This is a genomic window from Mesotoga sp. UBA5847, from assembly GCF_002432735.1.
Taxonomy (GTDB): Bacteria; Thermotogota; Thermotogae; order Petrotogales; family Kosmotogaceae; genus Mesotoga.
In genome coordinates this window covers 45,622-60,928 of record NZ_DJGL01000079.1, presented here as the reverse complement: position 1 = coordinate 60,928, position 15,307 = coordinate 45,622, and the positions used below count along the sequence as shown (strand labels likewise).

At 46.5% G+C, this 15,307-nt stretch carries 12 protein-coding genes; 2 read left to right on the top strand and 10 right to left on the bottom strand.

Annotated elements, in window-relative coordinates; all coding sequences use genetic code 11:
* Positions 1–266 precede the first annotated feature (266 nt).
* Both B3K91_RS09685 and B3K91_RS09680 read left to right on the top strand, forming a co-directional pair.
* Entirely contained in the window at positions 267–1,001 is a 735-nt protein-coding gene (locus tag B3K91_RS09685; protein WP_214060969.1) for a cytochrome c biogenesis CcdA family protein, read from the top strand.
* Positions 1,002–1,005: 4 nt separating this feature from the next.
* On the top strand, positions 1,006–1,680 hold the full coding sequence (locus B3K91_RS09680; RefSeq protein ID WP_214060970.1) for a thioredoxin family protein: 675 nt from the start codon (positions 1,006–1,008) through the stop codon (positions 1,678–1,680).
* Here B3K91_RS09680 and B3K91_RS09675 read toward each other — a convergent pair.
* From B3K91_RS09675 to B3K91_RS09630, 10 genes are all read right to left on the bottom strand, one after another.
* Positions 1,664–2,221, bottom strand: coding sequence for a macro domain-containing protein (locus B3K91_RS09675; protein ID WP_214060884.1), 558 nt, complete (start codon positions 2,219–2,221; stop codon positions 1,664–1,666). The two genes, B3K91_RS09680 and B3K91_RS09675, sit on opposite strands and share 17 nt — an antisense overlap.
* Positions 2,218–3,531, bottom strand: a complete 1,314-nt coding sequence (locus B3K91_RS09670) for a replication-associated recombination protein A (RefSeq protein WP_292589965.1) — start codon at positions 3,529–3,531, stop codon at positions 2,218–2,220. The genes B3K91_RS09675 and B3K91_RS09670 overlap by 4 nt, the downstream gene beginning before the upstream one ends.
* Entirely contained in the window at positions 3,497–4,438 is a 942-nt protein-coding gene (locus B3K91_RS09665) for an NAD-dependent epimerase/dehydratase family protein (RefSeq protein ID WP_292589967.1), read from the bottom strand. The genes B3K91_RS09670 and B3K91_RS09665 overlap by 35 nt, the downstream gene beginning before the upstream one ends.
* Before the next feature lie 9 nt (positions 4,439–4,447).
* Positions 4,448–5,065 (bottom strand): uracil-DNA glycosylase, encoded by a 618-nt coding sequence (locus B3K91_RS09660; RefSeq protein WP_214060885.1) that lies wholly within the window; start codon positions 5,063–5,065, stop codon positions 4,448–4,450.
* Positions 5,066–5,076: 11 nt separating this feature from the next.
* Positions 5,077–9,429: a YjgP/YjgQ family permease gene (locus B3K91_RS09655; RefSeq protein WP_292594935.1), complete on the bottom strand. Its 4,353-nt coding sequence runs from the start codon at positions 9,427–9,429 to the stop codon at positions 5,077–5,079.
* Between the two features lie 6 nt (positions 9,430–9,435).
* Complete coding sequence (locus tag B3K91_RS09650) at positions 9,436–10,137, bottom strand: phosphate signaling complex PhoU family protein (protein WP_292591744.1); 702 nt, start codon at positions 10,135–10,137, stop codon at positions 9,436–9,438.
* On the bottom strand, positions 10,127–10,945 hold the full coding sequence (locus tag B3K91_RS09645; protein ID WP_292594932.1) for an NAD(+)/NADH kinase: 819 nt from the start codon (positions 10,943–10,945) through the stop codon (positions 10,127–10,129). Before B3K91_RS09645 ends, B3K91_RS09650 begins: the two co-directional genes overlap by 11 nt.
* A gap of 143 nt (positions 10,946–11,088) precedes the next feature.
* Positions 11,089–12,138 carry a Holliday junction branch migration DNA helicase RuvB gene (ruvB, locus tag B3K91_RS09640; RefSeq protein ID WP_214060362.1) on the bottom strand — a complete coding sequence of 350 codons (1,050 nt, stop codon included), beginning with the start codon at positions 12,136–12,138 and terminating at the stop codon, positions 11,089–11,091.
* Positions 12,139–12,146: 8 nt separating this feature from the next.
* Positions 12,147–13,445, bottom strand: coding sequence for an asparagine--tRNA ligase (gene asnS / locus B3K91_RS09635; protein ID WP_292594929.1), 1,299 nt, complete (start codon positions 13,443–13,445; stop codon positions 12,147–12,149).
* Between the two features lie 88 nt (positions 13,446–13,533).
* A complete protein-coding gene (locus tag B3K91_RS09630) occupies positions 13,534–15,267 on the bottom strand; it encodes an S-layer homology domain-containing protein (protein ID WP_292592094.1) in 1,734 nt (577 codons plus the stop codon).
* Positions 15,268–15,307: the final 40 nt, after the last annotated feature.

Here is a 15,307-nt window from a genome sequence, read left to right as displayed (position 1 = left end):
TGCGTCCCCGGATGCTTTCCCGGGCATTGCGACCTGGCGTGATCTTCGCCAGCCTTGCGTCCGCCGATGTTCCTCGGCGCCTTGCGTCAACAGACTGGTTTCTAAATTCCTGTCTTCTCGTGAGCGAAGCGAACGTCTCAACAATGCACTTTCTCGGTTGCTCTTATCGGCGGATGGTGGATGCCGCCCTTATGCTACACTTCTTCACAAAGAGTTCATTTGCATGGAAAACGAGAATAGTTTATAATATACCCGGGAGGGGTAATATGAATGAATTGACTTCTGTAGCAACCGGAACAATCGGCCTTTCACCATTGATTAGTCCCATTGTAACAACCAGTGTGACATACGGCAGCGCCTTCTTAGGGGGATTGCTTTCTTTTTTCTCTCCATGTATTCTTCCGCTTATTCCAGTCTTCTTTGGAGTTCTTATGGGTGGAGCAAATGATGCAAAGGCGCGCTTCATAAGGGGAGCTTTTTTTACACTGGGTATGTCTATCTTCTTCTTCATTCTTGGTATCGGCGCAACAGGTCTTGGTACGTTCATAAGGCAGAATGAAGTCCTGATGAATGTTATTTCTGGAAGCCTCTTCATTCTCTTTGGCTTCCTCTATCTCTTCGAGATAGGAATTAGGGGAGTAAACCTTAACGTTTGGAAGTTCGGAGGATCTGCTGTTAGTGGCTTTGTGCTCGGAGCCGTTCTCGGTCTGGTGTGGGTACCTTGTGCGGGACCGATTCTTGGTTCGATTCTTGTCTTGGCTGCAAACCAGTCTGCGATAGCGGAGGGTGGTATGATGCTTCTGGTCTACTCATTAGGTCTGAGTATCCCATTCCTTACCCTCAGTGGAGTTGTAGCGAAGCTTACCTCCAAGCTCTCGTTTGGTGGCGAGAGTAAGTGGAGAATGGTTATTAGGATATCGGTCTTCGTAGTACTATTTGCTGCCGGACTTATTACGATGACGGGCAATCTGAATTTATTACAGTTCGTAACGGGAGGTTGATTTTATGAGAAAGATGCTGATTGTGATTGTTCTGATTCTACCTGTGATGATCTTGTCTTATGTCGGAATGCTAAATGATTTTGACAAGACACTGCGACTGGCAGAGATCCAGGAGAAGGAAGCTATAGTAATGTTCTCGGATAACAACTGTGTGTATTGCGTGAGATTTATTAAGGAGACGCTTGCTGATGAGACTGTTGAGGAACTGCTTCGAGCAGGCTTCATTTTCTCTCAGATCTACAAGAGTAATCCCGGAAAGGCTTCTTACATAGTTGGAGAAGAAGTCAGGGAGATGACCTATGGTGATCTATACGCCCATTTCCAAATACGGGGAACGCCTACTTTCTGGTTCTTCACAAGTGATGGTGGGTTATTGACTCAGCTGCCCGGCTATGTGCCTGCAAACGATTTCGTACCGATACTTCGTTATATTGGCAGCAAATCGTACGAAGGGATGACCTTCAATGATTATCGAAGTAAGCCGTCAGATTACTTTGGAACGCCCAAGATAGTTAGGGTTAACGAAGAAGACTACAACTATGTGCTTGAAAACGACCCTATCGCTTCAGAGTATGCCGGTCAGGATGTTGACGTTTTCACTGTATGGCTGACGAAGAATGAGGAAACCGCTGAAAGTCTTCTCAAAAAAGGAGTTTATAGAGTTATCCTTCTGAACTGAAGTAGTCTAGAGCGATATTGAGGAACTCGTCGTAGGCCTTCTTGTCCATCAAGCACATCTTTATCAGTTTCAACGATGATGACTTGTTTGATAGATGATCTACAACCGCTTTCAGAAACTGATCTGCACAAATAGATATCGGAACTCCGAATATGCCCGTGGAGACTGCCGGAGTGGCGAGCGTAATAGCTCCCATTTCGGCAGCCTTGTTAAGAACATTAGTGAACGAATTGTAGAGTTTGTTTTCCAAGTCAAGTTCTCCATACTGTGGACCAAAGACGTGTATAATATTCTTTGCTAGCAGGGTGCCGGCTCCGGTTACGGCTACTTCGGAGATCCCTAAAGGTCCATTCTGCCTAACATATGCGTCACTTTCAAGCTGAATCTCCTTTCCGCCTGCTCTCACCAAAGCTCCTGCCACTCCACCTCCGTGCCTCATGTAGCCGTTGGCTGCATTGACAATAACGTCAACTTCCTGTTGGGTTATGTCGGAGATTTCGAGCTGAATGATCCTTTCATCCTCTAGAATGAAGCTTTTCATTTTTCCTCCGGGTAGAGCTTCATACCCTTCCATAGTGACCTAAGTCTCTCAAGAACGTATCGTTCCTTTCCGTTAGTTCCGGGAACATAGAAGACTTCCTCCTTTATGGATTCTGGGAGATAATACTCACGTGAAAACCCTCCAGTTGTGTGTGGATAGTTGTATCCCTTACCATATCCCAGTTCTTTCATCATCTTCGTCACGGCATTGCGCAGCTTAAGAGGTACGTCCAGATTAGGTGTAGCCTTGACCATCTCCCTTGCCTTCATCATGGCGCTGCAGGTTCTATTGCTCTTGGTCGCGACTGCGAGATAGATTGCGGCCTCGGAGAGATTCAGAACGCACTCAGGGAGTCCTACATTGCTGACGGCCTGAAAGGTGGCATTGGCAATAACGAGCGCCATGGGATCGGAGAGGCCGATATCTTCCGAAGAAAAGATTACCATTCTCCTGGCAATAAACTTCGGGTCTTCACCTCCCTCGAGCATTCGCAGCATATAGTACAGAGCTGCGTCTGGATCGCTTCCTCTCATGCTCTTAATGAAAGCGGAGATCAGGTCGTAATGTTCCTCGCCCTTCTTGGTATACCTTCCCGAAGGAAGTACAGAAAGCTCGTTCATAACCTGAAGATCAAGAGAAGTTCTGTCAAGAGCCGCAGCGCTCTCCACAAGAGTATCGAGAAGGTTCAAAGCAATCCGGGCATCTCCACCGCTGCTCTGAGAAATCACTTCGATTACTTCATCGCAGACGGTCACTCCCGAACTCTTGAGAACCCTGTCCTTCTCAAGGGCCTTCTTCAGAAGATTGTCAATATCGTTTTCGTTGAGACCCTTGAGAATTACGAGACGACAGCGGGAGAGAAGGGCAGGATTGACTTCGAAACTAGGATTCTCCGTCGTCGCCCCGATCAGTATTATCAAACCCTTTTCCGTAACAGGAAGAAATACGTCCTGCTGGCTCTTGTTCAATCTGTGGATCTCATCCACGAAGAGCACAAGTTGCTGACCTACTTTCTTCAGTCTCTCGGCGTGCTCAAAGTGCTTCTTGAGATCAGCCGTTCCTTGGAGACTCGCGCTAAAGAACTCGAAGTGATATCGGTTTCCCAGCTTTGATCTGATGATTTCTCCGATAGTTGTCTTTCCGGTTCCAGGTGGGCCGTAAAGTATCATTGAAAAGAGTTTGCCGCTCTCGACGGCACCTCGAATTATTCCCTTCTTTCCTGTAAGATGTTCCTGTCCTACTACATCGTCGAACTCTCGCGGTCGTAATCTCTCACTAAGAGGAGACCAGTTCATTTCTGAAATACTCAATTGTACTCTCAAGCCCCTTTTCAAGCTTCACTTCAGGCTCCCATCCTAGTAGGTATTTAGCCTTATTCACATCTAGAATCGATTTCTTCAGGTCGCCCGGTCGCGGTTCTTTGTGAATGGCTTCTCTTGCATAGCCAGTGATTCTCTTCATTTGTGTGAATAGCTCGTTGACTGAGGTTCCCTTTCCGGTTCCTATGTTCATTATGCAATCTTCACTTTTTTCGAGTGCCAGAAGATTCGCCTTTGCAACATCAGAGACGAAAACGTAGTCCCTTACACATTGTCCGTCACCGAAAATGACGACCTCCTGATTTCGGAGCATTCTCTCGGAGAAAATCGCGACGACTCCAGCTTCTCCGTATGGGTCCTGCCTGGGCCCATAAACATTCGCGTATCTCAGAACCACATACTTCATGCCAAGCTCATTGGAGAAGAACCTCAGATAGTTCTCGGTTGAGAACTTCGCAATGCCATATGGAGAAAGCGGTTTCGGAAGCTCTTCCTCATCTGTAGGTATCTTCTTGACCTCATCACCATAGATCGCTCCTCCCGTCGATGAGAAGACGACTTTCTTAACTCCGTATTTTGCAGCGATCTTCAGAAGTCGCAGGGTTCCTATTATGTTGATCATCGCGTCTTCTTCGGGTTCTCTTACCGATCTAGAAACGCTTATTTGGGCTGCAAGATGGAAGAGAGCGACAGGTCTGTGAAGCATGAAGACCTTTTCCATCATCTCTTGATCTCTGATGTCTTGCTCATAGAACAGTGCTCTTGGATCCAGGTTCTCAATCTTCCCACTCGAAAGATTGTCAACAACGATTGGAATCTTACCGGCGGCTATAAGCTCATCCACAACATGTGAACCTATGAATCCCGCTCCTCCTGTCACCAAATAGTTTTCGGCCATGCTTTCCTCCTATATGTCAATTTCCTCTCCAGCCAGTAGTTGATCGTACATCTTTCTGACTTTCTGGATATCCTCCCAAGTAAGACTCTTTGGTGAACCTGGGGCTCTTGATGCGTTTCTAAGCAGATAACTTGGATGGAACATGACGAATACTTTTATACCTCCAATCCAATCGAAGAGCTGCCCCCTCACCTTCGTTATCTGGAGTCCATCTCTTTCAACGAAATACGAAAGTGCAGTGGCACCCAGAGCAACAATCAGTTTAGGTTTTATTATAGCCAGTTGTGAGAGGAGATATGGGGAGCACGCTCTCTGTTCTTCTGCAGACGGAACTCTATTCTTTGGGGGTCTGCACTTAACGATATTTGTGATGAAGACGTCCTGCCTTGAAAGCCTCACTGAGTCCAGTATTTTAGTGAGAAGCTCTCCTGCCTTGCCCACGAATGGTCTACCCGAAGCATCTTCATCGGCACCTGGCCCTTCACCGACAAATACAACGGGTGTCTCGATTGAGCCTTCACCGGGTACTGTGTTTGTCCTCGAAGAGCTAAGCGGGCAAAGAGAGCAATCACTTATACTTGAATTGAGCTCCAGAAGCAATTCCTTTCTTTTGACGTAATCGGTCAACAATTCTCACCTCAGAATCTGAACCTGAAGTATGGAGCACCCTTGTGAAGTCCAATCACAAGATACCTATCCTTCAGTTCCTTTATATAGAATTTTAGTGCTATTGTCTCAAGGGCGTCCTGGAACGTGTTGATCTCGCTCCCGAAGCCCAACCTCAATACAAGCTCCAGAGCCATACAGTGGAGATCGAAGTACATCGGCGAAATCTTCGTTATCGATTCATCCCAGAGTGAGACATCTCCTGCATAGGTTCCAATCTCTACGAAGCTTCTCTTACCGCTTCCGTCTATTCCCAGAGAGAGCCTGTTGAGAACTCCTGGAGCATCAGAGAGCGCGCCCATAGGGAAGAAAAGCTCGTTGATGTGCATAGTGAAGTAGTAATCCTCTGCTTTACGGAGCTCCATCGAGAGTCCAAACTCCTCGAATTTGGCCGTTCCTCCCCCCAGGATAGTCTTGTTGTCGAGTTTGACATTGGAGACTCCAAACGAGTATGCTGAATACCCTGTTTCAGACGCTGTAGAGGTCGCGATAAAATACTCGCTGACCGAGAGAGTTGAAATAGTCAGCCTTGTTGACTGCCATATCAGGAATCTAGCCTGAGACTCTGATTTAGTGAAATACTTTTCGGGATACTTGTACTTTGAATCGAACTTCGTGAAATCCGTCGTGAAGTCCAGTGAAGCGGCCCTCCAGGAGACTTCTCCCACCGAGAGGTCATTCACCTCAAACTTCAATCTGTCGTACATCTTTCTTGAGCCTGAGAGATAAGGATATCTGAACTTCACTCCAAATGAGGCGAAATCTTTGATCTTGATAGAGGAACCAAAGACCAGATCCTTCAGCATTCTTTCATCTTCAGCAACATTGGGCGAGGCATCGAACGTCCAGTCGAGAGTGAATTCAAGTTTTGTTTCGGTAGCGATTTCGAGGGTCAATTTCTCCTTGTTGACGAAGTCGTCAAACATGTCTTCACTCTGCCAGAATACTTTGCTCTCGGTCTTATGTGAGAAGACCTTCGAATCGAAAGTGAAGGAGTAGGCAGTCTCTGAGGCTTTGGAAGTAACGGGCATGAAAATTGTTTCTGTCTTCTGACCGAACTTCAGACCCCAGAACTCAACTTCTCCTTCGGTCTTAAGAAGGCCCTTTCCCAGCCAATTCATTTCGGTAGGACTGGCCACCAGTTCTTCATAGTCCAATTCAAGAACATAATCGGCCTTGAGGACCTCCGTCTCAATTCCAGTCAGCAGCTTTCCCGGGTGGTCGAGGCGCCATTCCTCTTTCAGGAAGTCATAGGTTAGCACTGGATTGTACTGCACACTGACGTAGTACCAGTCAAATGGTCTATAGGTAAGCTCGTTCTTGAGCGTTACAGGTATCTCGTTCTTAGTGAGTTTCCATCCTTCATCTGAATCATAGTAGAATCCAACTTCATACGCAGGCTCCAGGACCACTCCAACCGAAAGCGGTCCCCATTCACCTTTGTACAGTTCAATGTCTTTGTAGACACGTAACTTCTTCCCTTCAAACTTGAAAGAGCCGTCGTATCGCGATTCAAAATAGAACTTCAGTTCAAGAGAGATGAAGCCATCATATACAATGTCAAAGGGATCTATCCAGAACAATCTATCCTTATTCTTTTCATGCATAGAATTGTAGTCCAAGGCGTATCTTCCGTTGATTTTCAATTTGCCGTCTTCTGATGCAAAGGTCAGATAGTTGCGGCCGATACCCTTGTTATCTGCGGGCATAGTAATGTTAAGCTCAGTAGTAGAAGCGTCGAAAGTGCTCTTCACATCGCCGCCGATCTTTAGATTCCCAGCAACGAAGAGATACTTATTTACCTCTAACACGAAATCTTCCATATTGGAGGGAATGAAAAGTTCTGTAAGGGTAGCGGCGTTTGATGCTAGTTTAAAATTCAGTGACTGAACGGACAAATCTGCGCCGAACAGCGCCCCCTCAGTCTTGACTGCGGAAGCGTTGGCTCTCAGAGAATACAGGATATTCTTGCTTATGTATCGCTGGCCGAAAAGACCGCTGATTCTAAACTCCGAGGTACTCAGCTTAACGAAACCAGCATCGATACTCTCATCCGAAGGAATCGTTAGATTCTGAAGGTTGACCATCCAGAGATTCTTATCGTCATATCTTGCGAAAGCTCCGATAACATCTAGCTTCAACTCCCAATCCTCGGGGGAGAGTATTTGAACATATGCGAGCTGCATTTCGGTCGCGCCCATCGTTTCTTTCACGGCGAAAGGATCAAGCTGAGTTACTTTGTTCTTGACAATGCTCTCTCCCAAGTTAATGCCTGTGAAGGGGGTCTGAAGTTCCTTTAACGGTGGCCCGCTAAGGTATAGAGCGCCTCCCTGCATTCTTATTTGATCAAAAGAAGGTTTTAGCAAGACATAAGCGCCGTAGCTTGTCTCTTTCTGCTGGCCGAATTGACCAAACAACTCTATGTCACCTAGAGGTGTATAGAGTACAGACTTTGCTGTGAAGGCGTCTTCGGTAGACATCCAATCTCTGTACCACGTTCCTTGAAGAAGAAGCCAGTCGACTTCCAGGTAACGAACGGTTATCCGTGTCTGGGCATCCGCAATTCCACTAAGATCGACATCGAAGGGACGTCTGTCCGGGTCGTCTAGCGGGAAGTAGTAGTACGGCAGATAGAATACCGGGATATTGCCGATGTACAGCAGCATGTTCTGCACCGACATCCCCTTTCCAGGCGTCACAACTGCCGATGAGACCCTGAATCTGTAATGGGGGTGAGATTTATCGCAAGTGGTTATGTAGCCGTCCGTTATGTTCAGGGTAGGTGATGCTTCCATGGTCGATTGAACATAATCGCCGTAAACATAGAACGGGACTTTCGAAGCTGTCTTGGATGTATCGCCTCTGGACGCAGGCACTTCAATCTCAGAGCGCGAGAACACCTGCATACTTTCGACTCTCTCGTTCGTTAGATCAAGAATCAATCTATCTGAGACTATAGTTGTCTCGTCACTTACCATCTTCACGTTACCCCAGAATGAAATCGATTCCGGTGTGGAGTCGATATTCAGTATAGAGGCATTCGACGCATCTATAGTTGCCGTCATAGTCTCACTGAAGTACTCTACTCTCACACCGTCTCCAATGAGTATCTCTCTGCCGTCTTTCGTTCCAGCGATCGTTCCCCCCACGATCCTCACATTTGATCCTTCGAGTAAGCCTGGAACAAGCAGGATAATAACAATGGCGGAACCCTTCAGGATTCTCGTGAAGAATTCCGAAAGCCGGTAACTGGCTTTCGTATCTATGAGCGAGTAGATTACGACGCCAAGGATAGAAAAGACGATATTCGGAATCCACGGGGCAAGAGAGGGGTTAATCAGATTCTCCTTCCCCATACCGCTAAGCCATGCACCCGATCCTTGATATATGACAACGAGCAAGAAGGTCAGAATAACCGACCAAGACTTCGATTGAAGATTGAACATAAGCGAAACCGGAACACCGAGCAAGACAATAACGAGAGGAGCGATCGACATCGAATACTTTTCCTGCAGAGCGACTTCGAGCGAAGAAGTATTTATGCCGGTGTTCTTGAACGCTTTTATGTCTTCTCTCAGCTCGGCACTAGTTTTCTCCTTCGGAGATTTGAAGCTCGCCAGGTATCGTTCAATGTCGTCATCAATTTCAAATTCTGCAGTACCGAAATGCATCTCAACTCCCAGAAAGCCTGACGCATCTGTCTGGTAAATCTTGGCATCGCTCAATATCCACTTATTTGGAACAATGACGGCACTCTCAGCAGTCGTCAACGTAACCTGACCTCTGTAGACCTCATAAATTGAGACATTCTTAAGCTCTTTTGTTTTCTGATCTATTCTTCTTACGTATATCATTCTCCCCTGACCGTCCTGCATGAAAACATTTTCTCTCAGCGTGACTTCAGGTTGTCTGTAAACAAATCTTGCCATTGCCTCACTTGCCTTTGTAGAAGCCGTGGGGACAAGATAGTCGTTAAGCAGATAAGCAAAGCCGCTGAAAAGAACCCCAATAAGCAGGAAGGGAATTACGAGCCGTTTGAGAGATATTCCGTGCGTCTGCAGGGCAATCAGTTCGTTGTCCGATCTCATTCTCGAGAGTACCCAGAAGATAGCCAGGAGTATTCCCACCGGTATTCCAAGAACAATGAACTCGGGAAGATTGTAATAAATGAGCAAGAAGAGCTTGTCCATGCCCACCTTGTATCTTATTATCATGTCAGACAAGTAGTAGAGTAACTCTAAGCTCACGAAAATTATGAACCCTACCAGACCAATAAAAATCGAACCAAATGCTTGAGCTCCTATGTACTTTATAAGAGTCTTCAAGAAGAATCACCCCTTGTTGTTCTGGGCATTGAAATCAATGGGTTGGAAACTGTCATTAACACATCTATAGTATTTGCCGGTTTCAATATACACTGCTGCTTCCATAAGTTCAGTCGAAAGATCGGCTATCTCTTCCAGAGCTCCGAAAACCATCATTAAGTCTAGTGCTCTGCTGATTATTGATGGCGATTCTTCACAGCCGCGAACGAGGTCGGTCTTCACCTCTTCCTGAATTCGATCGACGAAATCGTCATTCTTACACAATCTTACAGCTTCAGAAAGAGAGGGGTCAACCAAATTGTCTATTGCGCCTTTTGTCATTATGGAGACCGATTCGAACATCGTCTTCAGTTTTTCATGATAGCCTATCGGCGGACGCTTTGAAAGTGACAATCCCCTCTCACATATAAACACACACTTGTCGCCTATCCTTTCAAGAGCGTTGACGATATTCATCGAGAGAGTCAAGAGTCTTAATTCTTTTCCTGTTGGCGTCAGTATTCCGGTTAGGCCGATTATCATTGCTTGTAGTTCCACCTGATGATAATCTATCACAGAGTCGGAATAAATCACATCTCTTGCCTGGTGTTCATTTCTCTCTAGAACTGCAACAGATGTCTTGTTAAATATGCTCTGGACATATCGCGCCATTCTGAGAATCTCAATTCTCAAGTTTCCTATTCTTTCGAGACCAACTTTAGATATCATCTTTCAGTCGACCTCCAAAGGCCAGCTTCTTCTTGAGAAGAGCAACAAAATCGAAGCTTCCTTCTCTGAGGAGAGACACTATCTTTTCTGAAAGACCGACGTTGATCTTGTCTCCCGTCCTGATATTCGAAACAAATGTTCCGTCAACGTAGACCTCAATAGGATAGCCCTTGTCTTGCCTCACTTCCATTAGAACTCTTCTCGAAGCGGCGAGAACGACCGATCCGACGAAGGGGTTATGAGGACATATGGGAGTAACCTGAAAGCAACCGGCATCTGGATCTACCAGAGCACCCCCTGCGGCCATCGAGTATGCAGTTGAACCAGTGTTTGTCGCGAAGACAATACCGTCACCAACAACGGGATAACTGCTCTGCCCACACACATTCACACTGAAAGAAACGGTCCTGCTTGGTGAAGAACGTTCTACAACGCAGTCGTTAAGAGCATATCTGATAGAGTCTCCGATTTCTATCTCCATTACATGTCTTGTGACGCTCTCAAGTTTTCCGAGGAGAAGTAGATCAAGCGCAGTGTGGAGCATACTGAGTTCAAAGGCTGCGAGAAAGCCTACACTACCAACTCTGAAGCACATTATCGGCAGATCGTTCATTACTGCCAGCGGTACTGCCTTGAGAACAGTCCCGTCGCCACCGAAGGTAAGAATTACTTCTGTTCTTGCCGGTAAGCACGAAGTACCATCCTCACAAAACGAAGTAGCGATTCCGTGAGATTCAATTTCTTTTGAAAGCCAGTTCAGTGTTTCAGAGGAGATTCTCGTTCTGTTATAGAACACCGCTGCCTTCACAACTCTCACCCCACAACAAAGAAAAACGACTAACAGATTCGTAAAACGACTACAAAGAATACATTGAATTGGAAAACTGTGATCAGCCCGAAGAGAAATCTAAATCTGCACAACAGATTTAGCGATCAAGCCCGAATGTCATATTAGTCTTCATCCTCTTCTTTCTGATCAATGTAGTTCCAAAGAGGTGAATTACGTGATTCAAATGGGAGTCCCAAATGGCGATAAGCCTTTTCCGTAACCATTCTTCCTCGGTTTGTCCTTACCAGGAAGCCGTTCTGCAGCAAGAACGGCTCGTAGACTTCGCTGATTGTCTCCGGTTCTATCCCGATTGATGCCGCGATTGCCTTGACGCCCGCAGGCCCACCATTATAACTCTCAATCAAGACAGATAAGAGGCGCTTGTCCATCGAATCTAGTCCCTCCTCGTCAATAGAAAGGAGCGTCATCGCCGACTGAACAGTATCAACTGTAATCTCCTTTCCCCCTTCAACTGTGGAGATATCCCTGACTCTTCTCAGGAGCCTGTTTGCAATTCTAGGCGTTCCACGCGACCTTCGGGCAAGAAGGATTGCCGCGTCTTCTCTTATCGATGTTCCGAGAAGCGCTGCCGATCTAATAATGATCTGTTTCAAATCCTTATCGGGATAGAACTCCATCTCTAGAATCATTCCAAATCTGTTTCTCAAAGGCGCACCTATGAAACCACTGCGCGTCGTAGCTCCGACAAGGGTGAACGGGTTCAGATCAAGACGAATCGATCGGGCACTGGGACCCTTGCCGATCATAATATCTAGCTGGAAATCCTCCATAGCAGAGTAAAGAATCTCTTCAACGGTTCTATTCAGCCGGTGAATCTCGTCTATGAAAAGAACATCGTCCCGCTCCAGCCCGGTCAAGATAGCGGCCAAATCGCCCTGTTTCTCAATAACCGGTCCAGATGTGACATAGATCTCCGAGCCCAGCTCGTTCGCAATGATATGTGCGAGGGTGGTCTTGCCCAAACCCGGAGGGCCTGCAAGCAGAACATGGTCAAGGGCCTCTTGACGTACCTTGGCTGCTTCAATTGCTATGCTAAGTCTTCGCCTGATTTTCGATTGGCCAATATACTCCCCAAGATTTTTCGGCCTGAGGCTCTTTATTGAACTATCCTCTTGGACCTTGCCTGGAGTAAGAAAACGTTCTTCTTCCATAGCGCCTCCTACGGATGAATTCTGTAAAGGGTTCTGGCGAAGGGTATCGCTTCTCTGATGTGCTCAAGTCCTGCTATCCAGGCAACGATACGCTCTATACCCATCCCAAAACCGCTGTGAGGGACCGTTCCATAATCGCGCAAATCAAGATACCAGTCATAAGAAGAAACGTCTAGACCATACTCGTTAATCCTCTCAATAAGCAAGTCTCGGTCATATATTCTCTCAGAGGCCCCAATTATCTCTCCATAGCCCTCAGGAGCGAGCATGTCATCGCAGAGTACCACTTCAGGTCTCTCCGGATCAGGCTGCATATAGAATGCTTTCATCATGCGGGGATAACGCTCAACGACTACAGGCCTGTCGAACTCATTGGCAATGGCAGTCTCTTCATCACCCCCAATATCGTCGCCCCACTTTACTTCGAATCCTCGTTTTTCAAGAAGCTTTATAGCCTCATCGTAGGTTATTCTAGGAAAAGGGGTTTCAATCTTCTCAAGCCTCGAAGTATCTCTTCCGATTGATTTAAGATCTTCTCCGGCGCGTTCCAGAGTGCTCTTCACTACATAAGTTACTAGCTCTTCCTGCAGCTTAATATTGTCATCGTGACCATAATAGGCGACTTCAGCTTCGTTCATCCAGAACTCGATGAGATGCCTGCGTGTCTTGGATTTCTCTGCTCTGAATGTCGGTCCAAGATTGTAAACTTTTCCTAGAGCCATGGCTGCTGCTTCAAGATAAAGTTGCCCCGTCTGAGCGAGGTAAGCCTTCCCGTAATCGAAGTAGTCTATCTCGAATGTATTGCCTGCGCTCTCGCCAATCGAGCCGGTGAAGATAGGTGTGTCGATGAGGATGAAGCCGCGGTCATTGTAAAACTCTCTGACTGCTCTAATAATCTCGTGGCGGATCCTCAGGACATGAGTCTGCCGCTGCGTTCTTAGCCAAAGATGCCTGTTGTCCATCAGAAAATCGATTGAATGATCCGGTTTGTTTATCGGGAAGTCTTTCTCGGGGATCTGAACAATCTGGAGATCCTCCACGAAAAGTTCGACTCCGCCTGGAGCTCTTTCTTCTGCCTTCACAAGTCCCGAAACAATCACGCTTGACTCCATCTTAAGTGAAGCCGCTACCTGGAATACGCTTTCTGGGACGCTTGACTTCTCGACGATGCCCTGAATGAAGCCTGAGCCGTCCCTCAAGAAAAGGAACTGAATCTTCCCGCTCGATCTCCTTCTTCTAAGCCAGCCCCTTATCTGTACGTGTTCGTTTATATGTTTACTAAGTGAAGAAATCTCTGCGACTTTCATCAAGCACCTCCAGCAACAACTCGTCAGCTTCAATTATAGCAAAAACCCGGGGCTAAACCCCGGGTCAATCATTACGATAGCTCTTCTGCTATATTGTGCCTGAGTCAATAAGAACCCAGATGGATATTCCAAGAGCTGCCAGAGAACTCACAGTAGAAAGAATCAACCAGGGAGAAGTCTTCTTCTGAAGAGCCTCTACATCCTGCTTTGTGGCTGCATCAATCGTTGCGCTGTTGATTTCGGCTACTCTCTCAGAGAGGTTTACGATTACTGGCTGAGTCTCCAGATCGCTTATTTTCACATATCTCTCGAGGTTCACCACGGTTGTATTCAGTCTTGATTCCAATGAGTCTGTTCTGGTCTTGAGAGCCTTGATTTCGCTCTCATTCTTTCCAAGCTGAGTATTGATAGTATCCATGCTGAGAGAAATCTTTGACAGGTTTGCATCTACCGAGACGTTCAGCATATCCATTGCTTCATTCATCCTTGCCTCTAGTTCAGCAACACTCGCCTGACTTGCAGCGAAGTTCTTGGACTGTTGATCGGTAAGGGCGTTGAACTTCGTATTCAGTGCATTCAAGTCGCTTCTCAGAGAGGATACTGTGCTGATAGAAGACTTCAGTCCAGCCAGTTCATTCTCGTGAATAGTGACGATTTCATTTATCGCGTTTATGCTTCTCTGAAGATTGCCGATATCGCCTTTGATGATTCCGGTTTCCGAAGTGAAGTCCTTCCTCAAAGTCTCGATATCCTTGGTAAGCAATTCGTTCGAATTCTTTACCTTGGCAAGCTCGTCAACACCTGCGTAGAGATTCAAATTCGCCTTTAGGTCGGTCCTCGTCACATAGTTCTGCAAATCACCGATCTTCGCGTAGTCAGAGGAAATCGCATTGATTCTCGCAGAAAGCTCATCGAGTTTGCTTACAGCATCGGCGGGAAGCCTCACATTTGCGATCTGATTCTCCAGTGAAGAAATCTTGTTCTGAAGATCTCTAACAGTCGCCACATTTGCAGTCACTGTCGCCATTGATTCTTTTAGAGATGCGATCTCAATAGCGTTTGCAGAAGCTCTGTTTGTAATCGTACTGAGCTTCGCATCGTAGTCGCTTAGTGAAGACGAGAGAGATCGAACAGCAGAGTCTAGAGTGGATATAGATCTTTCGTTTGAAGAAAGCGAACTCTGGATTGTGCTGATGTTTCCGCTAAGAGTATCAACTCTTCTCACAGCATCGTTGACTCTCGATTCCATGACGGCAAGATTTGACATGGAGTTCTGAACGTTTTGAACGTCAACGGCCAGAGTATCGAGCTTCTTCGTAGTCAGAGAAAGGTCCTCGACGAACTTCATGATCTGCTGCCTCAAGGATTCAACAGTGCTCTGAGATACGCTCCCGTTGGTGGAAATTCCAAGAGAACTGATTCTGTTCTCCAAAGCAGTGATCCGTAACTGAAGATCCATGGTATCGATTAGCCTTCCGCTAGAATCGGTAAGGGCAAGCTCGAGAGCTTCAAGACGGGACATGATAGTTCCATCGACAGTACCTGACTGCTGAACAGTGCCATGCTTTGCGAAATTCAGCTCAACATAATCGAGTGTCTTCTTCAGCATTACCGCTGTCTGATATCTTGTGAGTGGATCGTTTCCATTGAAGTAAGTCCTGCCATCGGCTTGAACAATACCTGTCAGAATGCCTAGGTCAGAAAGTCTCATCACCGCATCGTATGCCCAGTGATTTGAACTAACGTCTACATAATTGACGGCAGCGAAAGCTGAAGTAAATGCCAGACCGAAAATAAGCAGTGAGGCAAGTAAGAGTTTCATTTTCAATTTCTACACCTCCCCGAAGGAAATATTCTAAATG

Excerpts from the sequence above, each read along its gene's own strand:
- B3K91_RS09685 (WP_214060969.1), top strand. The coding sequence starts at position 267 with ATGAATGAATTGACTTCTGTAGCAACCGGAACAATCGGCCTTTCACCA.
- B3K91_RS09680 (WP_214060970.1), top strand. The coding sequence starts at position 1,006 with ATGAGAAAGATGCTGATTGTGATTGTTCTGATTCTACCTGTGATGATC.
- B3K91_RS09675 (WP_214060884.1), bottom strand. The coding sequence starts at position 2,221 with ATGAAAAGCTTCATTCTAGAGGATGAAAGGATCATTCAGCTCGAAATC.
- B3K91_RS09665 (WP_292589967.1), bottom strand. The coding sequence starts at position 4,438 with ATGGCCGAAAACTATTTGGTGACAGGAGGAGCGGGATTCATAGGTTCA.
- B3K91_RS09650 (WP_292591744.1), bottom strand. The coding sequence starts at position 10,137 with ATGATATCTAAAGTTGGTCTCGAAAGAATAGGAAACTTGAGAATTGAG.
- ruvB (WP_214060362.1), bottom strand. The coding sequence starts at position 12,138 with ATGGAAGAAGAACGTTTTCTTACTCCAGGCAAGGTCCAAGAGGATAGT.
- asnS (WP_292594929.1), bottom strand. The coding sequence starts at position 13,445 with ATGAAAGTCGCAGAGATTTCTTCACTTAGTAAACATATAAACGAACAC.
- B3K91_RS09630 (WP_292592094.1), bottom strand. The coding sequence starts at position 15,267 with ATGAAACTCTTACTTGCCTCACTGCTTATTTTCGGTCTGGCATTTACT.